Here is a 19,173-nt window from a genome sequence, read left to right as displayed (position 1 = left end):
TCAAGACAGAGTGGCGGAAATCGCCGCTCTGAACTGTACTTTAACCAGCTCTATTAATTGACTCTGCTGGCAAGCATATTAGATTATCGCCTTGAGTCAGGATTAAGCCACGTTGACGCAGCTTCCCCATCAAGCGGGTGACGGTTACACGAGTGGAACCAATCGCGCTACCAATTTGGGCATGGGTGAGGGGAAAAGGCAGACAATAACCGCGAATCACATCAGGATCAGTGTCGCTCATTGCTGGCTCTCCATATTCCTCAATTAACAATGTGAGAAATCCTAAGAGTCGGTCAATTGTGCGGCGTTGTCCCAAGGCACTCAGCCACAGTAGCTTACGCTGGTGCTGATACCTAAAGGCATCCATAACTTCACGACGGAAGTGGGGCCAATTGTCTAGGTCGTGCCAATACATCCACAGCACCGCAGTTTGATCAACATGGGCGTAAGCCTGGAGTGTGAATGGTGATTGGGCAACAATTTCAAATGGCTGTCCCGCTCCCACAAAACCCAAGAACGCTTCTTCTGGGGTTCTGTTAATTCGTCGAGACGTTAGCTGACTAGCAGTTGCACTAACTTGTGCGGTTCCTACCATGCGGATCGCACCCCTTTGTACCAAATATAGCAATCCAGGCCGGGCTGGAATGCGTTCATCTTTACTAAAGGTGCGGCAGCGGTAGTGTTCTTGAGCCCAGTCAAGAATGCGTTGCCAAGTCAAAAAAGGCCGTGATGCCTCAGAAAAGGAGGATTGAGATTGCATAGGTAACAAAGAGCGTTCGGCTGAAAACAAAGACGTGTAAATAAAAAGGTGCAAGGAGTGTCTTTGTGTTGGCGAGGCAGGCTTAACGCCTAACAGCGCCAGCCAATCCAAAGAATAGAAAGCAAATTACTCTCTACTCTTTTGTTATACTTCCTACTGTACAATGATGGTAGTAAAATTTACTTACTATTCATCGATTATTCATTAAATTTTATCCTCCTCTCATTTTTCTTCATATAGATTAGATTTATACCCCAAGATAGATGACAGAAAATTAATAACCATATATTACATGGTGATTTCAGTAAAATTACGTGCGTGATAAATTACTATTCAGCAAATATACGTCAATAGAACAGCTAATATATAGCTATTTAATAAATTCGATAAGTATTAGTACTTATGCAATAGAGAATATATGCATAAAAGAGGAAAAAAAACTTCTATATAAAGGTAGAGATTATAGTAAAGTTTTGTATATCTCAGGTGTAGCCCTGCGACTTTCAAAATCTCAGAATCGAAAAGCTATGGAGTTTGCTAGTGCGATCGCCTCAGATATATCAGGGATCTGTGGTGACGTTTTTAGCATCCAAATAGTTCCCCCTGGTTGGATACATTTTGAATTGACTCATTCCACGTTAGCGACTTGGTTACAAAGTCTGGTAGTCGGGAGTTCAGGGGGAGGAGGGGGAGATGAGGGAGATGAGGGAGATGAAGGGACAATTGATCCCCAATGCCCCATGCTCAATGCCCCATGCCCAATGCCCAATGCCCAATACCCAATGCCCAATGCCCCATGCCCAATGCCCAATTTGTTGTTTGCTGTTCAATATGCTCATGCACGCTGCTGTTCGCTAGTGCTTCTGGCTCACCGAGAGGGATTGATTAAACTTAGAGAACCAGTTCCAAATAGTAGTCCAGCATTTTGGAGTGTTATCGCCCCCAACCCCATACCTTGGCTCAATAGTGATGGTACACTGCGACTAAATCACCCAGATGAGCGTCGTCTAATTGCCCAGTTAGTACAAGTGGTAGACAACATAGAGTGCCCTGATGTTGGCAGTTCTGTGAAATGGGAAAAAGTAGCGCTGAATTTGAGCCAAGCTTTTGAAAAGTTCTGGTCTAATTGCCGGATTTGGGGTGAGGTGAAAATTACCTCACCAGAGGTAGCCCAAGCCAGACTTGGATTGCTCATGGCTACTCAGTCAGTATTAAGATTTGTGCTAGAGGAAAACTTGGGGGTTTTTGCGCCCTTGGAGTTATAAGTCAGTAATGTTGCTTAGTACAGCATTTCCGAAATTCGGAGTTTTTTTAAACGCTGAGGGACGCTGAGGGAAGCGCAGAGGGGAGGCAGCGCGTTGCGGGGGCGGAGGAGTTTGTAGCGACTGCCGTCGCGCTGAGAATTCGCTATGAACTTATAAAATTCTGTGCTTAGGCAGAAAATAAAAACTTTTATCACAGCTATTGACTCAATGCATCACCTCGGCTACATTAACAAGTGTGTGAGGAGCGAACCAGCAGGGGCACCGAGACGAAACACGGCCAGTCGTCGGTGTCCTTTCTGATTTATATGGGTTAGGTTTGAAAAAGTACTTTCACTAGAGCAAAAACTTTTCAATTGCTACTGCTGCTCCGTCTTGCTCTACACTAGGAGCTACCCACTGCGCGATCGCTTGCACTCCTGCTGGTGCGTTACCCATAGCTACACCAAGTCCAACATACTCCAGCATTTCCACATCATTGAAGTTATCGCCAATCGCCATAACGTTGGCTATCTGTAATCCCAGCAATTCTTCGGCTAGGTAACGCACAGCAGTTCCCTTATTCACAAAGGCGTTAGTTGCTTCAAAAAAGGTAGCAACAGATGTTGTCAGATAAAGTTCAGCAGGTGTGTATTGGCGGCGCAAATTCCCCAATAGCTTGTCGATTACATCAGTGTCATCAGACAAAGCAAGAATTTTTGTCGGTTCATTCGTTAAGGTTTGGCGCAAATCACCCACGGGAATCGGGATAACACCAGAACGTTCTGCATAAATTTGGGTTTCTCTAGTTAACTCACGGACGTATAGCTGATCATTGATGTAAAAGTGGACAGATAGAAGCGATCGCAATTCAGGTTGTTCAAAATAGTCGATTAGCTGGTGGGCAATTTCCCTGGAAACAACCCAATGGCGATGAATTTTTTGGGTGATCGGGTCTTGAATCCAGGCTCCCTGATAGGCCATTAATGGTAGAATAGAGCCGATTTCTTGGTGGAAGTGCAAGGCGGAACGATACATTCGACCTGTAGCGATCGCCACTTGAATTCCTCGTGTTTGGGCGGCAATAATAGCTTGCTTTACACCTGTACTGACGGTGTTAGACTCTCCAGCGATCGTGCCATCTATATCCAAAACTAATAGTTTAATGTCTTTTGCAGCAGCCTGATGATCAGTAGATGCCAAATGTGTGGCAGATGCTTTCTGCATAATTTCCTAGATTTTAAGTTCCACTAAGAGAAGTCCTAAGTTGAGTATTATATTGAATGTCTACGGATGTCCATGATTTAGATAGCAGTAGTAGAAAAAATTAGTTATCCCTGCCAAAAGTTGGTTCTAGCTTCCGTACAAAAGCTGCAAATACGTAGACATCACTTTGTCTAAAATTATGTGCAGGAGCAATTGGTACGCAAAAACTGCGCTATTGTCGCCAAAGTCAAGCTGAACAAGCATCTTAAATTGCTAACTATGTGACAAAGCTTCTGGCTAAAATAGGTCTATGTCTGAAACTTTCACTTCTGCAACCGCAACACGCCCCACGTTCATCCTCGTCGATGGACACTCCCTCGCTTATCGTTCATACTTTGCGTTCGCTAAAGGGCGAGATGGAGGACTGCGTACTAAAACGGGGATTCCGACAAGTATATGTTTTGGTTTTGTGAAGTGCCTGCTAGAGGTAATGGCAACACAACAACCCCAGGCAATGGCGATCGCTTTTGATTTGGGTGAGGCAACTTTTCGCCACGAAGCTGACGAGACTTATAAAGCCGATCGCCCGGAAACGCCAGAAGACTTCATTCCCGACTTAGCAAACCTGCATGAGTTGCTGAATGGCTTCAATCTACCATTTTTCACCGCCCCTGGTTTCGAGGCAGATGATGTTTTAGGAACCTTAGCACAGCGAGTAACTGCTGCTGGGTATAGGGTGAAGATTCTTACAGGCGATCGCGATTTATTTCAACTGATCGACTCTGATAAAGAAATCACTGTTCTGAATTTTAGTCCAGATGCCCTCAAGCGCTCTACAAATAGCATCACGGAATTTGAAGCAGAACAAGTCAAAGAAAAAATGGGCGTTTTACCTTCACAAATTGTCGATTTCAAAGCTCTTTGTGGTGATAAATCAGATAATATTCCTGGAGTCAAGGGAATTGGGGAAAAAACAGCAGTGCAGCTGCTAAATACCTATGGTTCTCTTGATCATATTTATGCTGCGTTAGATGAAATTAAAGGCGCAACTCAGAAAAAACTCGCAAGTGGTAAAGAAGATGCCGATAAGTCTCGCTATTTGGCAACCATAGTTTTAGATGTTCCGATAGAATTTGATTTAGAAGATTGCAAATTAAAAGGGTTTGATACAAGCGTCTTATCACCAATTTTAGAAAAGTTAGAATTTAAGTCTTTTTTAGGCAAAATCAACGACCTTCAACAACGTTTTGGTGGCAAGGTTGCAGAAAAACAAGAAGCTAAAATAGACGCAATTAATCCTAATACTAACTCAGAATTCAGCGCTGATGAAGATAATGATTTGTGGTTTTTCAGTGCTAATGATACGGCAGCAGTTCCACAACAATCCACTTCCCCAATTACACCACGCATCATCAATACTGAAGCTAAACTAACTGAGTTAGTGAAACTTTTGCAAAAATTCACCAACCCAGAAACTCCCGTTGCTTGGGATACTGAAACCACTGATTTAGAACCAAGAGATGCTGAGTTAGTAGGAATTGGTTGCTGTTGGGGAACTAAAGCAGATGAGGTGGCGTATATTCCTCTGGGGCATAAAACTGGGGAAAATTTGCATAAAGATTTGGTGCTAGAAGCATTACGCCCAATTCTCGAAAGTGCTGATTATCCCAAAGCTCTACAAAATGCCAAATTTGACCGCTTAGTTCTCAAGTGTCAAGGAATTAATTTGGCGGGAGTAGTGTTTGATCCCATGCTAGCAAGTTACATTCTAAATCCAGATTCTAGCCATAATTTGATGGATTTGGGGCAGCGATATTTGGGATTGATAGCTAAAAGTTATCTAGATTTAGTTCCTAAAGGCAAAACCATCGCTGATATAGATATTTCCGCCGTAGCAGATTATTGCGGTATGGATGCTTTTTCTACCTTTGGTTTAGTGCCTAAATTGCTTGAGGAACTGGAGAAATTCCCAGCTTTATCTAAGCTATTAGTGGAAGTGGAACAGCCACTAGAAGCAGTTTTAGCCCAAATGGAATACACAGGCGTTCGGATTAATTCAGCTTATTTACAAGAACTTTCGCAGCATTTAGAAACTGAGTTAGCCAGGCTAAAACAGGAAGCAACTGAAATAGCTGGGGAAAATTTTAACTTGGGTTCTCCTAAGCAAATGAGCCAAATCTTGTTTGAAAAGTTGGGGTTAAGCACCAAACATTCTCGTAAAATTCAAACGGGCTACTCTACAGATGCAGCAACACTAGAAAGACTCCAAGAAGATGATAACACTGGATTTGTTGAGGCGATCATTGAGTATCGCACCCTATCTAAATTAAAGTCTACTTATGTTGATGCATTACCTGCATTGGTGCGTCCAGATACTCAACGGGTGCATACTGATTTTAATCAAGCAGCAACATCAACTGGTAGGTTATCTTCTTCTAATCCGAATTTGCAAAATATCCCCATTCGTACAGCTTTTAGTCGCCAAATTCGGAAGGCGTTTTTGCCAGAAGCGGGTTGGTTAATGGTGGCTGCTGATTATTCACAAATTGAATTGCGGATTTTGGCTCATTTGAGTCAAGAGCCGATATTAGTGCAAGCATATCAGCAAAATGAAGATGTTCACACTGTTACCGCGCGGTTAGTGTTTGAAAAAGAAAATATCACATCAGAAGAACGAGGGATGGCAAAAACTATCAATTTTGGCGTGATTTATGGAATGGGTTCTCTAAGGTTTTCGCGCTCAACTGGGATAGATAAGACCATTGCCAACGAGTTCATTAAGCGGTTTAATGAAAGATATCCGAAAGTATTTGCATATTTGGAGCGAGTGAAAAAAGAAGCGATCGCTCTTGGTTATGTAGAGACTATTCTCGGTCGACGTCGTTATTTTGATTTTACTAATAACAGTTTACGCAGATTAAAAGGCAGTAACCCAGAAGATATTGACTTGAGTAAATTGAAGAATTTGGGTGCTTTCGATGCGGGTTTATTACGCTCTGCTGCTAATGCACCAATTCAAGGTTCCAACGCTGATATTATCAAAATTGCAATGGTAAGACTGCATGAGATTTTGAAAAACTATCAGGCGCGTTTGTTGTTGCAAGTTCACGATGAATTAGTGTTTGAAATCCCCCCTCATGAGTGGGAAGAATTACAACCGCAAATTAAGTCGGTGATGGAAAACGCAGTCCAGTTGAGTGTGCCGTTGCTGGTGGATGCGCGTGTTGGTGAAAATTGGATGGAGACGAAGTAAGTTGGGAGCATCTCAATGAGTGTAAAAAGCCTTGTAAAACCTCACCCTAGCCCTCTCCGTGGGTTCGGAGAGGGAGCAAGAATCTTGTTTCTCATCTGGTATATTTGCTTTCACTGAGATGCTCCCAAGTAAGTTGATAAAATAATCAAGAGTCAATACTTTTGACCCTTGATGATGGATTAAGCAATAGTTAAGAGTTAAGCGCCACGCTTCAGCGCCACTTCTACCTGCTGTAACTCCTTCTCTAAACGATTTTTGAGTTTTTCGGGTACGGGACGATTTGGGTAAGAACTGTAGTGTCCAGCTAGGGAGTTGAGGGCTGTTCGCATGGTTGTAAAGGAGCCAAGACCAGAAACAGAGTTAACTCGCTGATAGCGAGATGAAAAGTCATTAATTTTTTGACGTGCTTCTGCTTGAACTGCTGCTTTGTCTGGTGAATCTTGTGATAAATCCAGAGCTTGTCTCATAATATTGACCACAGCTAAGGTGTCTTGGCGATAATCCCCAGTCAAACTATCTGGACTGCCAGAACAGCCTATTAAGCCGATAGCTACAACCAAAACCAGCGCAAGCAAACGCGACCAATAGCGCTTCATATGCATTAATTAGATGAATACGTAAATCAACGTCCATCCTACCTTGAATTGGTATCTTGGGGATCAATTGAGTGGCGACCGGGGCTGTTTCATTCACTAAAAGGCGCTCATTTACAAGCATCTTGGGCAAAAAATCAGGTGATTAAAAAATCTGATTGGACAATTATCATCACGATGCCTTCTCTGTGAGAGGCTTTGCCAAGAGCTTGTAAGTTAGAGTTATTTAACTTTCCCTACCTCAATTTTTGCAATTTAAGCATTGTAATACATATCATCAGCCACAAAAAACCGACTCCATAACCTGCAATTATGTCTGTGGGCCAATGGACTCCTAAATATAAGCGGCTGATACCAATAGCAGCAATTAAAATAACTGTCAAACTATAAATAACTTTGGCAAAATGAGGATAGTGAGTTGCCAACTCGTAAGCAATAAAACCATAAAGCACCATAGAACCTAGTGCATGACCACTAGGGAAACTAAAAGATGTTTCAGAAATTAAGCGATGCCACAGTTCAGGGCGAGGTTTAGAAAAAAACAACTTTAGCCCTGTATTTAAAATTAACCCTCCCAAGCAAGCAATTACAAAAACTTTCGCTTCTTCTCGGTAACGTCGCCACCAAAGTAACAAGACAGTAACGCCTGCAACTATAACCACTGTACTAGGATTACCCAAATTTGTAATCAACAGCATGAAATTATCTAAATTTGGATTGGCAAACTGATGTAGCCATAACAGAAAAGTAGTATCAAATGCAAACGCTTCTCGCTCCAAAACCTCTTCAGCCAGTTTTGCTAAAACAAAAAGGATCAGCAGACAACTAGCAAGTCCAACAATACCAACTGTGGCAATTAAGGGAGCTAAACGAGGATGTATATGACGCAACCAGAAATTAGAAACTTGTCGGAACATACTTTAATGTTATTCATCATTAGAAGGCGTAACCACGATTAGTCTTCTCTGCTTTAGATCGGCGAACAGGATACAGATTCCAAGTATCCATACAAGAACTATAGATGAGCCGATAGTACCAAATTGAGGCTACCTTTTTCGTGTGATTTCGTAAGAACATCCCCCAGTGTTGCACCAAAATTTTTACCCACCTTAAAAGGGCTAATCCTAACTCCTAATTCTTAACTTTCTGATAAAGAGTATCCCGTTGTTGGTAAGGTCTTCCTAAAGAAGCGATCGCAGCTTGCAAGGTTTCCACTTCCATACACGTACCACCCAAAGCACCTGCCATTGTGGTAATGTGTTCTTCCATTAATGTGCCGCCGATATCGTTGCAACCCCAAACTAAGGCTTCGGTTGCACCAGCAAGCCCCAGTTTTACCCAACTCTGCTGATGGTTGGAAATCCAATTACCTAAGTAAATCCGCGCCACAGCCCCTAGCAGCAGGGCATCACTCAAAATTGGTTGATCGCGTCCGACACGGCGACGTAAGGATTTGGGGGCTTCTTGTCCAACGAAGGGTAATAAAATAAACTCTGTGATGTTTGCTCGATATCCCTGATTGATGGCGGTTTTTTGGAGCGATCGCAATTTTTCTAAATGTCCAATTTGCTGTTCGTGGCTTTCAATATGCCCAGATAACATCGTGCTAGTGGTATGCAAGCCTAATTTGTGAGCGGTGCTGACAATTTCTAGCCAAGTGGCTGTGTCAATCTTCTCTGGACAGAGTATTCGCCTAACTTTATCGTCTAACACTTCAGCTGCTGTTCCCGGCATTGAACCAACACCAGCATCGCGCAAAGCAATAATCACATCAGCATATTCAAGTCCGTCAAGTCTGGCGATAAATTCCACTTCCTGGGGAGAGAAAGCATGTAAATGTATCTGAGGAAATTCCTGTTTAATAGTATTTACGACCTTGAGATAATAGGACAAAGATTTCCCATTTATCTGCGCTTGTGGATTTAATCCCCCCTGCATACAGATTTCCGTCGCACCTCGTCGCACCGCATCTGTCGCTTTTTCCAAAATTTGCGCCGAATCTAACCAGTATGCACCGAGATCATCATCATCTCGACGGAAAGCACAAAAACTACAGTGCTGCTCACAAATATTAGTAAAGTTGATATTACGATTAATTACATAAGTAACCGTATCGCCGGCTTGAGTGTGGCGGAGTGTGTCGGATGTAGCACGTATTGCGGCGATCGCCTCTGGCTCAGTTTGTTGTAACAATACCACTCCCTCTTCGGGAGATAAGTCATATCCCATCAAGGCACGGTCAAGAATTTTTTCAACAGCAATTTTTGTCAGCATTACTTTCTTAATTTCTCAGTAAATCTTAATTTTATGTATGATCTTGGAAATAATAAGTAGCTTTATATAACCCATTAACAAAAAAATAGCGTGGTTTTACCATCGCATAATTAATTTCAGTAGACCGAAAAGTTCTGTGTTAGTAAAGCTCACCGTTCGCGTAGCGTTCCGTTGGCGCAGCCTCTCGTAGAGAAGGAAAGGTATCGCTTTGTGATGGATAGTTACAGACACAATTATTGTACAAAAAAATAAAATTATAAGATACATTTTTTAGAAATTTGTTGAGAAATTCAAGATAAGTAAAACTCATAAATTAGCCAATTAGCCAAAAAGGTAAGGGTAACTCTCCCCCCGTCCGTGAGTAGCAAGCCACACGACTAGTCACACTTACGACATAAGATTGCAATGCCTCTGTCATTTAGATAGGTTTTACTAAACCTTACGTCAGTGTTAATATAGGTAATCTTCATGAATGAAAACGAAATAGCTGGCTCAGTATACTAGTACGGCTCATACAGAGTCTTATTCATCTGTTTTCAGTGATTTACTGCTGACTGCTCCCTGTAGAAGTCAGAATACCTGCCGAATCAACCATTAATATCGTTTTATCTACGAGGTACAAAATGACTGTTCAATCTTCTAGTTCGATTCAGCAACAAGTTACCAGTCAAGTACTATCAGTGCCTGTACAATCAGCGCTCTATATTGCACTGTGTTCTTTGACACTGTGGACAATTTATTTCACTACATACCCCGCTATCCATGACACTACTCATACTCTGCGTCACCACACACTGATGGTGAGTTGCCATTAGTTGATTGAGTCAATAATTAGCAGGAGCAGAGAAATAAAATGACAAAACTTAAGTGGTCTAAGCTGATCGGTGCGATTTGCATGATCGGAATCATCCTGTATGGTTGGATCGGACTTGCCCAATCCCCTCAACCATCGGTGCGGCTAACAACCAATCCACCGATTAATCAGGTTCAACCCCTTGAGGCTGAAGCCACCACAGTTTTGGGATCAGGGCACTACAATCCGCCAGTGCAGCTGATGCTGCAAGCCGTAGATGCTCAAGGGCAATCTTTAAAGGATGCCAAAATCCACTTGCAATTGTTCACCCCTCCTAAAAATCCCTGGTTCACAACAGATTTTCCGATCGTCGAGGGAACAAAGTTGCTGGACATTGAGGGCAATGCACCAACAGGTCAGTTGCAGGTTCAACAAACCCTGCCGATCCGGGGAACGTATCAACTCCAGGTAGCAGTTACTCCGCTTGTTGCCAATGCATTTGAGCCGATTCAGCAAAAGCTGACGCTGACGCTGCCTGAAAATTCCTTAAAGTTCCGCTACTTTGGCATCCTGGTTGTGATTTTGCTGGCAGTTGGGCTACTAGGAGGTTGGGTGATTGGGGGCAGACAAGCGATTCAACTGGGAGAAATTGCCCCGCAACAGGTGCGATTATTGTTGAGTGGATTGATTGTGGTAGCGATCGCTGCACTCCTCTGGGTCAACATCAGCGCTGAACTTGCCGAATCGCACCATATGTCGATGCCAGGTATGGGAGAAGAAGTTCCACCCTCTGGTAAGCCCGCTAAATTGCAGTCTCAAGGACTTTATATGCAACTATCGGGTGACGAGAGTGCAACGGTGGGTCAACCTGCCAGATTGCAGGTTAGCGTCAGTGATACCAAAACCAGCCAACCCGTGACAGATGTAGTATTGAAGGTAACAACCACCCAACTCGAAAATAATTGGGTGGCGTTTGCTTATGAAGGTACTCCAGACAGCAACGGAAAATTGGCGTGGCAGCAGGAATTCTTTGACGGTGCCCCCCATAGCGTTGTTGTCGAGGTTGCGCCGCAAGCAAACACAAAAGAGCAATTTCAGCCATTTCAAGTTGCAGAGAATATTCCAGTCGAAGGTGTCGCTCCGCCGATGCATGTCCGGTTGATTTCGCTGACTTACTTCACCGGAATTGTGGTAATTGGTTTGCTGCTGGGACTGTGGCTGCGACAACGGCAGACTCCGCGTACTGGGATGACTTGGAAGCGTAGTGTTTCATAAGTCAGTGTCAAACAATTTTGGATTTTGGAGAAAGCGATTTTGGATTAACCTCGCCCACAAGGGGACAAGGCTTGAAGATTTGGGATTAAACAGGCTGATTGCCTAAAATCCATGTCGGATACCATTGAGTGTTCGACATGGATTTTTATAGACACAGCATCAGAAATTGAACCCTGCAATTTATCTATGAATCATCAACACATTATATTCGTCTGCACGAACTGTGGAAGTAGTCATAACACAAAACAGTATGTTGCTAAAAGCGGTGGTGAACGGCTGCTAGAGAAATTACAAACCTTATATCATAACTGGGTGTTGCAAGACGAGTTCTCGATTCGACCCGTTGAATGCATGGGTGTTTGTGACCAGGCTTGTGCAATTGCTTTCGTCTCTGTTAACAAACACACCTACTTATTCGGCGATCTGCCTGCTGATGCTGAATGTGTAGAGAAGACAGCAACTGCCGTACTTGACTGTGCTAGTCAGTATCACACCAAGCCGGATGGTTTGCTCCCCTACGCCAAGCGCCCGGAACTGCTCAGAGCCGGAGCGATCGCACGGATTCCACCGATGCCGCCGTGTAAATAGACATTTTACTAAGTTCCCTAAACACTTATCTAAGTACTTGTTGCTTTCATGAGTAATGGGGTTCATTACCATTTAGAAAAATATGAGGAGATTGAATTCTTTGGAGTTAGATTTAAATAAAGCACTTCAAAACTTAACTTCTTTATACTTTTTATTTAAGTAAAAATACTATTGAATTGAGAAAAATTGCCTAGAGTTTTGCAAGACAGCTAATCACGGTAAAATCCCACAACCAAGAACGAAAAAGGAATACCCTACTCCCTATTTTCAAGAGAGATTATAGCTCGACCTGAACCTAATAACTTTAGTAACAATTTTGAAGCACTATAAAATTATTGACAATAATTATTAATTCCTCTAATATTTATAAAGCAATTGCAAAAGATTTGCAATTCTTTTTTGGCGCTAACCGTAACTAAATATCATGCCCAATAACTTCGCTCTAGGTGACGGAAAACCTTGGAGCCGCCGTCAATTATTGCAGCTGGGGCTAGCAGGTGCTGGAGTGACTGGTGCAGCTGCACTTTGGCAAATGCTAAATCTACAAAGTAAGTCAATCGTCAAAGTGCCACCACTCGATAGGTCAGCACCAGACGACGGTACTAACCCGATGAAGATGTTAAGGGATTTTGATTATGGGACGGTAAAGCAAGAAAATGGGCGGACTATCCGGGAATTTCAGTTAACTGCCGGTACTTCCATAATAAAACTCAATAGCGCTGTCTCTTACAACATCTGGGATTTAAACGGTCGCATACCAGGGCCAACGCTACGGGCAAAACAGGGCGATCGCGTGCGAGTGCTTTTTCTCAACAAAGCAGGACATTCTCACTCTTTGCATTTTCATGGCGTTCATCCGGCGGAAATGGATGGTGTTCGCCCAATCAGCAACGGCAAAGCCACAATTTATGAATTTGATGCTGAACCCTATGGTGTTCACTTATACCACTGCCATATTGAACCAGTCACCCGTCACATCGCTAAGGGGCTGTACGGGATGTTTATCATCGATCCACCTACGCCCCGTCCCCCGGCTGATGAGATTGTACTAGTCATGGCTGGATATGACGTGAATGATGATGGCCATAATGATTATTATGCCTTCAACGGTTCGCCCCATCATTACATGCATCATCCCATTCCTATTTACCAAGATCAGTTGATTCGGCTGTATGTCCTCAACATCATTGAATACGATCCGGCAGTGACGTTTCACCTCCACGCCAACTTTTTTGATGTCTATCGCTATGGCATGAGTATGACTGCTAGCGAGAAAACTGATGTGATTACGATGGGTGTAGCAGAAAGGCACATCTTAGAATTTGCTTTTCGCTACCCAGGTAAGTATATGTTCCATCCCCATCAGGATGCGATCGCAGAAAATGGTTGCATGGGTCAATTTGAAGTACTTGCCCAGAGCAACTCTCAAAACCCTGTGAAAAATTCCTGACAATATTATTAGTAATTCGTAATTAAAGTTTTAGCAACTAGTTGATAAAAAATCTCATTATATGCAACAGTAATATCTATGACAATGTGTCAAACAAACTAGCTTCTAGTAATAGTTTGAAATGTTTCAATTAATACCTTTTTTAGTTGTGCGAGGAGCAAAGATGATAAAACTTCGTTATATCTGTTTAACAGCAGCAGCAGCCTTAATAGTTACCTTGAGTTCCTGTAGTAGTACACCAACCGCAGAAAATCCATCAGCACCAGTTACTAGCCCTCAAGCTACAGAGGCAGTAAGTGAAAACAGTCATAGTGGTCACAGTGGCAAAGAAAAAATTAACATTAACAGTGCAATATTGTCAGAATTGGATAAGTTTGAAGCCAAACTAGGTGTACCGGCTTTATCCAACAAAATCCAGGCAAATCGTCCCTATGGCAGCCCAGAAGATTTAGTTACTAAAAAAGTCATTACTCAAGAGCAGTTCGACCAAATTAAAGACCAGGTTGGTGTTCAGGAAGTCGTACTCACAGGTGAGGCCAAAGATGTTGACTATATGTCTAAATTAGGCTTAATGAAAGGGCATCTTTTAGTAGCAAAAGAACTTCTAGATGAGAATCAGCCGAAACAGGCAGAACCTCATATTGGACATCCAGTTGAGGAGATTTACGTTGATGTAGAAGATCAACTTAATGAGCGCAAAGTCAAAGAATTTAAGACAACATTGGTGAGTTTGCAAGATTTGGTGAAATCTAGTCCGAAGGATAGCAAAGTTAAAACTAATTTTACCTCTTCAGTGCAAGCAGTTGATGGTGCGATCGCAGCTTTGCCAGCAGATCAACGCTCAAAACCGGGATTTGTGTTACAGGTAATTAACGAACTACTAGATTCAGCTAACTCCGAATATGGCGCTGCGATCGCAGATGGTAAAATAACCGCGCCAATTGAGTATCAAGACTCCCGTGGTTTTGTCGTTTACGCCAATGATTTATACAAAGGAATTTCTAGTCAAGTAGCTCAAGCAGATCCCGAAGCACACAAAGCGATCGACACTAGTTTCACTGAACTCATAAAAGTTTGGCCCACCGCCATCCCACCAGCGAAAGCAGTCAAAACACCTAATGAAGTTACCAAGCTGGTAAAAACCATTGAGGAAAACTCTCAAAAAGTGGTTGACAAATCCAATACGCAAGCATAACGATAACATTTTGATTTAATGGGAAGTATCGGGTAAGAAGTTTAAAATAGTTAGGAGTTAAGAGTTAGGAGTTAAAAATTACGAATTACGAATTACGAATTACGAATTACGTACTCCTAACTAATTAAACTCCATTCGTTACTTGAACTAACAACTGATGCAAGAACTTGACCATAAAAAGACCATTGACCTGTTGAACGCCATCATGGAATTTGAACTAGCAGGGGTAGTGCGCTATACACATTATTCTTTGATGGTGACTGGCCCTAACCGGATTCCAATTGTGGGTTTTTTCAAAGCACAGGCAAGTGAATCTTTACTTCATGCCGAACAAGTGGGAGAAATTCTCACAGGTTTAGATGGGCATCCCTCTCTGAAAATTGCCCCAATGGAAGAAACCTACCAGCATAAAGTTAAGGATATCTTGGAAGAAAGCTTATCCCATGAAAAGAAGGCATTGGAACTGTATAAAAATTTGCTCGAAACTGTCACCAATGCCAGCATTTATCTGGAAGAATTCGCTCGCGGTATGATCGGGCAAGAAGAGATGCATAATCTCGAACTGAAAAAGATGCTACGCGATTTTAGCTAATAGTCATTAGTCCTTAGTCATTAGTCATTAATTATTGATTAGGGACTAATGACAAAGGACAAAAGACAAAGGACAAAAAATGGATTTTAGTACTGCTCTACCTACTTTTGTAATCACACTCCGAGAAGGAGTGGAAGCTGCCCTTGTTGTTGGCATTGTGCTAGCTTTGCTAAAAAAAGCTAAACAATCCCGACTCAACTCTTGGGTATATGCTGGTGTCGGCGTTGGCATTGTTGTCAGTGCTTTAATAGGAGTGCTATTCAGTTGGGTAATTCAAGTATTGGGAGCAGTGAATCCTCAATACACCTCCGTAGTTGAGCCAGCGCTAGAAGGTGTGTTTAGTGTATTAGCGATCGCCATGCTCAGTTGGATGCTAATCTGGATGACTAAACAAGCCAGATTCATGAAAGCTACAGTTGAAGGAGCAGTAACACAAGCGCTGACACAAAACTCAAATGCTGGTTGGGGTGTTTTTACTTTAATTTTAGTTGCCGTTACCCGCGAAGGCTTTGAAACTGTTCTGTTCGTTGCTGCTAATTTTCAACAGGGATTAATGCCAGCGTTGGGTGCTGTTGCTGGTTTGGTAGCGGCATCTGCTATTGGGGTGCTGTTATTTAAATGGGGTGTCAAAATTAACATCCGTCAGTTTTTCCAGGTAATGGGCGTTTTCTTGGTATTGATTGTCGCTGGGTTGGTAGTTTCAGCCTTGAAACATTTTGACGAAGCTGTAGCTAACCTTGCCCTTAGCAGTCGTGCCACAGAAAGCCTTTGTTTTTATTACGAACGCTTTACAAAAGTCCACTCCTGTATTTTGGGGCCAATGGTTTCAAATACTTCCACAATTTTGCCTGACGAACAGTTTCCTGGCATTATTTTCAAATCTTTATTTGGTTACAGAGACAATCTCTATCTTGTCCAAGCAGTGGGATATGTGACGTTTTTACTCACCATTGGCGGGCTGTATTTCCGTAGCCTTGGAGGTGCTTCTCCTGAAGGTAAAAAAAATATCCCCTTTGCTCAAAAACCGATTAGTTCTGCAAAGGATTAAAAGCACAGTCAATTTGAGATTTCTGCCTCGTTAAGAGTCTCCCTTATTCCCAGTCTATGACTGGGAATCGCTTTAGCGATCGTTTACCATCCAGCACTGGTTTGAAGATTGAGTTGTGAGACAAACTACTGTAAGTTGATAGTTATACCGGATTTATTTAACCAAGAACTGATCACAAATCATTTTTTCAATCCTAAATATGTCAGAGATTGCTGATTTCTCGGCTTCTAAGCTTTTGTCGTTATATCGCGATCGCCAGTTGTCACCAACCGAAGCAACCAAAGCTGCCCTAGAGCGGATTAATGCTTACAATAGCCAAGTTAATGCATTTGCGATCGTTGATGAAAAAACCGCTCTTGCTGAAGCCCGTGCTTCAGAGGTGCGTTGGCTGAATGGAAATCCGCTGGGCTTGGTGGATGGTATACCCTTTACTGTTAAAGATTTACTATTAACTAAAGGTTTGCCAACTCGACGAGGCAGTAAAGCAATTACTTCCAATCAACCTTGGCAAGAAGATGCACCTGCGGTGGCTCGTTTGCGCGAACAAGGAGCAGTACTACTAGGAAAAACCACAACCTCAGAGTTTGGCTGGAAGGGTGTAACCGACAGCGCCTTAACTGGAATCACCCGCAATCCTTGGAATAGAGATTTGACTCCCGGAGGTAGTAGTGGTGGGGCTGCTGTCGCTGCTGCATTAGGAATGGGAACACTGCATCTCGGTACAGATGGCGGCGGCTCGTCAAGATCACCGGCAGCCTTAACAGGAGTGTTTGGTTTGAAACCCACTTTTGGGCGTATTGCTGGTTATCCATCAGCCCATACAGGAACTTTGTTTCATATTGGCGTTCTTGTTCGCACCGTCACTGATGCCGCAGTCATGATGAATGTTATTGCCCATCCTGATGTGCGGGATTGGTATGCTTTATCAGATGACAAACAGGACTACACTTTTGATTTAGATAAAGGTGTTGCGGGACTGCGGATTGCTTACAGCCCTAACTTTGGCTACGCTGATGTCGAGCCAGAAGTAGCTGCCTTAGTTAAAGCCGCAGTTGATATTTTTGCCAAACTTGATGCTGTTGTTGAAGAAGTCGATCCTGGTTTTGCAAATCCCCGCAGTATTTTCCAAACCTTGTGGCAAGCTGGTGCAGCCAAGTTACTGCGCGGCTTTAGTCCAGAACAACAAGCTGTCATTGAAGAAGGCTTGCTCTTAATTGCCAAAGAAGGCGATCGCATCACACTAGCAGAATATCTCAGCGCCCAAGATGCTCGTGAAGCATTGGGACGACAAATGCAACGCTTTCATGAAAACTATGATTTACTGATTACTCCTACCTTACCTACAGTCGCTTTTCCAGTTGGACAAAACAGACCCCAATCATCTATCGAGAATCCGCAACGCGATTGGGCACCTTTTACCTATCCTTTTAATCTCACACAACAACCTGCTGCGTCTGTACCTTGTGGCTTCACTACAAATGGTTTGCCTGTAGGGATGCAAATTGTTGCTGCGAAATATAGAGATTTACTGGTATTGCAAGCAGCTAAAGCTTACGAAAGCGTTTCTCCTTTTATCATGCCATTGGAATTGAATAGAAATGTTTTGAAGTAATTAAAAAAGGCAGTGAGCAAAATTTTTATATTAAATTCCTTACTACTGCTTTCTCAAATACCTAATCCAGAGGCAAAATTTTTAGATTTAAAAAATCAATTAGAAAAGAAAGGGTTTCAGGTAATCATTGCACTGCCACCAAAGCGAGGAGCTTATGGGTTACTAAGAGAAGCCGACAAAAAAATCTGGATTAATCCCGTAGTGTTTGAGTTACATATTCGGACTCAAACACTAATCCATGAAACTGTTCATGCAGCACAGGTATGTGCCGGAAAAGGAAAAATAAAAACTTTAGGTTTAAACATTCAACCAAGCAATTACGCTCGACCATTTTTTAGACGCTATACTGATGTCAAACGGCAAGATTTAGAAAGAGAAGCCTATGCAGTGCAAACTCAACCTAATAGTTTTGAATTAGCTGTATCTCTTCTTCAACAACACTGTAAATAGCAAGTTTTTAGATGGGAAAGCTGAAGCGCCCTTATTTAACTCCTTTGTAATAAAAAGTGTTGTTAAGTGAGAATATTGAGTGCAAAGAATGCTTTAAAAAACGAATTTATTAATGATTTTTTAGTACAAAAGAACAATAAAAATGCTTTGCAGTAGTTTCAAAGTAATTTGAATGTTGAAATAATCATAGTAATTGTCGAATTCACGTTGTCTTACTATCGGGTACACGCATTTATAAGACGGTTTTGAAAACTGGGTTCTCTAGTATGAACTTGACACTCTTTTTCTCCAACTTCCTTGATGTTTTTGATAACTCCTATAAAAATTCTATCTTGTTGTAACTCAAATCGGCAAATAGCGTCATCAGAAGTGATAAAACTTGGTTCAAAGTTCTCATAAACACTAAAAATATTACCATTTGGACATTCTACTCGCTCAACAAGGTTAATATGATTACCTAGACCTAATTGTACGATAAGGACAAAAAGCATGAAACAGCCAAAAAATCCTGCTACTAGCATACTAAAAAATTTTAGTAAGTCTTCTTTGAACAAGAAGCTATTGGCAATTAGCAATAAAGGTGTGATATAAAAATATAGCGTGGTAATTTTGTTGAATAGATCAAACTCGAAAATAATTTTACTTGACCAATTTGCATCCCAGTTCAAAATGAATGGTATTAGACTAATTACAATAACAACTAAGTTATCTGAAGGTCTATCAAGTCTACTTATCAAGAACCAACGAACCCATCGCCAAAAGTTTTTGATAAGTTTAGCAATCTGCATTTTTTAATATTGGTATTTATAAGTAAATAATACTCCTTAATATAGGACTCCGATT

At 42.1% G+C, this 19,173-nt stretch carries 17 protein-coding genes; 11 read left to right on the top strand and 6 right to left on the bottom strand.

Features of this window, described 5'->3' with window-relative positions; translation table 11 throughout:
• Window positions 1-40: 40 nt before the first annotated feature.
• The gene (locus V7L05_RS24220; RefSeq protein ID WP_292795523.1) at window positions 41-760 is read right to left on the bottom strand and encodes a Crp/Fnr family transcriptional regulator; all 720 of its coding nucleotides are present in this window, start codon (window positions 758-760) and stop codon (window positions 41-43) included.
• A 527-nt stretch (window positions 761-1,287) separates the two neighbouring features.
• Here V7L05_RS24220 and V7L05_RS24215 point away from each other — a divergent pair.
• Entirely contained in the window at window positions 1,288-2,025 is a 738-nt protein-coding gene (locus V7L05_RS24215; RefSeq protein WP_335167829.1) for a DALR anticodon-binding domain-containing protein, read from the top strand.
• A gap of 333 nt (window positions 2,026-2,358) precedes the next feature.
• On the opposite strand, the gene V7L05_RS24210 is transcribed toward V7L05_RS24215, so the two are convergent.
• Complete coding sequence (locus tag V7L05_RS24210; RefSeq protein ID WP_335167828.1) at window positions 2,359-3,228, bottom strand: Cof-type HAD-IIB family hydrolase; 870 nt, start codon at window positions 3,226-3,228, stop codon at window positions 2,359-2,361.
• A 289-nt stretch (window positions 3,229-3,517) separates the two neighbouring features.
• On the opposite strand from V7L05_RS24210, the gene polA reads away from it, so the two are divergent.
• Window positions 3,518-6,460, top strand: coding sequence for a DNA polymerase I (gene polA, locus V7L05_RS24205; RefSeq protein WP_335167826.1), 2,943 nt, complete (start codon window positions 3,518-3,520; stop codon window positions 6,458-6,460).
• 197 nt (window positions 6,461-6,657) lie between these two features.
• Here polA and psb27 read toward each other — a convergent pair whose 3' ends face one another.
• From psb27 to cofH, 3 genes are all read right to left on the bottom strand, one after another.
• Window positions 6,658-7,062 (bottom strand): photosystem II protein Psb27, encoded by a 405-nt coding sequence (psb27, locus tag V7L05_RS24200; RefSeq protein WP_335167825.1) that lies wholly within the window; start codon window positions 7,060-7,062, stop codon window positions 6,658-6,660.
• A gap of 227 nt (window positions 7,063-7,289) precedes the next feature.
• Complete coding sequence (locus tag V7L05_RS24195; RefSeq protein ID WP_335167823.1) at window positions 7,290-7,970, bottom strand: phosphatase PAP2 family protein; 681 nt, start codon at window positions 7,968-7,970, stop codon at window positions 7,290-7,292.
• Between the two features lie 214 nt (window positions 7,971-8,184).
• Window positions 8,185-9,327, bottom strand: a complete 1,143-nt coding sequence (gene cofH, locus V7L05_RS24190; protein ID WP_335167820.1) for a 7,8-didemethyl-8-hydroxy-5-deazariboflavin synthase subunit CofH — start codon at window positions 9,325-9,327, stop codon at window positions 8,185-8,187.
• 623 nt (window positions 9,328-9,950) lie between these two features.
• Here cofH and V7L05_RS24185 point away from each other — a divergent pair.
• The 9 genes from V7L05_RS24185 to V7L05_RS24145 all read left to right on the top strand — a co-directional run bounded on the left by V7L05_RS24185 (window position 9,951) and on the right by V7L05_RS24145 (window position 18,330).
• Window positions 9,951-10,142, top strand: a complete 192-nt coding sequence (locus tag V7L05_RS24185) for a CbtB-domain containing protein (RefSeq protein ID WP_292801525.1) — start codon at window positions 9,951-9,953, stop codon at window positions 10,140-10,142.
• Between the two features lie 38 nt (window positions 10,143-10,180).
• A complete protein-coding gene (locus tag V7L05_RS24180) occupies window positions 10,181-11,395 on the top strand; it encodes a hypothetical protein (protein WP_335167818.1) in 1,215 nt (404 codons plus the stop codon).
• 186 nt (window positions 11,396-11,581) lie between these two features.
• Window positions 11,582-11,983 (top strand): DUF1636 domain-containing protein, encoded by a 402-nt coding sequence (locus V7L05_RS24175; RefSeq protein ID WP_335167816.1) that lies wholly within the window; start codon window positions 11,582-11,584, stop codon window positions 11,981-11,983.
• A gap of 424 nt (window positions 11,984-12,407) precedes the next feature.
• On the top strand, window positions 12,408-13,433 hold the full coding sequence (locus V7L05_RS24170) for a multicopper oxidase domain-containing protein (protein WP_335167814.1): 1,026 nt from the start codon (window positions 12,408-12,410) through the stop codon (window positions 13,431-13,433).
• Window positions 13,434-13,596: 163 nt separating this feature from the next.
• On the top strand, window positions 13,597-14,628 hold the full coding sequence (locus V7L05_RS24165; protein WP_335167812.1) for a ComEA family DNA-binding protein: 1,032 nt from the start codon (window positions 13,597-13,599) through the stop codon (window positions 14,626-14,628).
• 157 nt (window positions 14,629-14,785) lie between these two features.
• Window positions 14,786-15,220, top strand: a complete 435-nt coding sequence (locus V7L05_RS24160; RefSeq protein WP_292764575.1) for a ferritin-like domain-containing protein — start codon at window positions 14,786-14,788, stop codon at window positions 15,218-15,220.
• 79 nt (window positions 15,221-15,299) lie between these two features.
• Window positions 15,300-16,268 carry an FTR1 family iron permease gene (locus V7L05_RS24155; protein WP_335167810.1) on the top strand — a complete coding sequence of 323 codons (969 nt, stop codon included), beginning with the start codon at window positions 15,300-15,302 and terminating at the stop codon, window positions 16,266-16,268.
• Window positions 16,269-16,467: 199 nt separating this feature from the next.
• Window positions 16,468-17,880 (top strand): amidase, encoded by a 1,413-nt coding sequence (locus V7L05_RS24150; protein ID WP_335167808.1) that lies wholly within the window; start codon window positions 16,468-16,470, stop codon window positions 17,878-17,880.
• Window positions 17,881-17,892: 12 nt separating this feature from the next.
• Complete coding sequence (locus V7L05_RS24145; RefSeq protein ID WP_335167807.1) at window positions 17,893-18,330, top strand: hypothetical protein; 438 nt, start codon at window positions 17,893-17,895, stop codon at window positions 18,328-18,330.
• A 215-nt stretch (window positions 18,331-18,545) separates the two neighbouring features.
• On the opposite strand, the gene V7L05_RS24140 is transcribed toward V7L05_RS24145, so the two are convergent.
• On the bottom strand, window positions 18,546-19,118 hold the full coding sequence (locus V7L05_RS24140) for a hypothetical protein (protein WP_335167805.1): 573 nt from the start codon (window positions 19,116-19,118) through the stop codon (window positions 18,546-18,548).
• Window positions 19,119-19,173: the final 55 nt, after the last annotated feature.

It is taken from the genome of Nostoc sp., assembly GCF_036917755.1.
Taxonomy (GTDB): Bacteria; Cyanobacteriota; Cyanobacteriia; order Cyanobacteriales; family Nostocaceae; genus Nostoc.
Note: the sequence above shows the minus strand (reverse complement) of the source record. Positions and strands in the feature narration are given on the sequence as shown.

Coding starts and splice junctions, on each gene's coding strand:
- V7L05_RS24220 (WP_292795523.1), bottom strand. CDS start 760: ATGCAATCTCAATCCTCCTTTTCTGAGGCATCACGGCCTTTTTTGACT.
- V7L05_RS24215 (WP_335167829.1), top strand. CDS start 1,288: ATGGAGTTTGCTAGTGCGATCGCCTCAGATATATCAGGGATCTGTGGT.
- V7L05_RS24210 (WP_335167828.1), bottom strand. CDS start 3,228: ATGCAGAAAGCATCTGCCACACATTTGGCATCTACTGATCATCAGGCT.
- polA (WP_335167826.1), top strand. CDS start 3,518: ATGTCTGAAACTTTCACTTCTGCAACCGCAACACGCCCCACGTTCATC.
- psb27 (WP_335167825.1), bottom strand. CDS start 7,062: ATGCATATGAAGCGCTATTGGTCGCGTTTGCTTGCGCTGGTTTTGGTT.
- V7L05_RS24195 (WP_335167823.1), bottom strand. CDS start 7,970: ATGTTCCGACAAGTTTCTAATTTCTGGTTGCGTCATATACATCCTCGT.
- cofH (WP_335167820.1), bottom strand. CDS start 9,327: ATGCTGACAAAAATTGCTGTTGAAAAAATTCTTGACCGTGCCTTGATG.
- V7L05_RS24185 (WP_292801525.1), top strand. CDS start 9,951: ATGACTGTTCAATCTTCTAGTTCGATTCAGCAACAAGTTACCAGTCAA.
- V7L05_RS24180 (WP_335167818.1), top strand. CDS start 10,181: ATGACAAAACTTAAGTGGTCTAAGCTGATCGGTGCGATTTGCATGATC.
- V7L05_RS24175 (WP_335167816.1), top strand. CDS start 11,582: ATGAATCATCAACACATTATATTCGTCTGCACGAACTGTGGAAGTAGT.
- V7L05_RS24170 (WP_335167814.1), top strand. CDS start 12,408: ATGCCCAATAACTTCGCTCTAGGTGACGGAAAACCTTGGAGCCGCCGT.
- V7L05_RS24165 (WP_335167812.1), top strand. CDS start 13,597: ATGATAAAACTTCGTTATATCTGTTTAACAGCAGCAGCAGCCTTAATA.
- V7L05_RS24160 (WP_292764575.1), top strand. CDS start 14,786: ATGCAAGAACTTGACCATAAAAAGACCATTGACCTGTTGAACGCCATC.
- V7L05_RS24155 (WP_335167810.1), top strand. CDS start 15,300: ATGGATTTTAGTACTGCTCTACCTACTTTTGTAATCACACTCCGAGAA.
- V7L05_RS24150 (WP_335167808.1), top strand. CDS start 16,468: ATGTCAGAGATTGCTGATTTCTCGGCTTCTAAGCTTTTGTCGTTATAT.
- V7L05_RS24140 (WP_335167805.1), bottom strand. CDS start 19,118: ATGCAGATTGCTAAACTTATCAAAAACTTTTGGCGATGGGTTCGTTGG.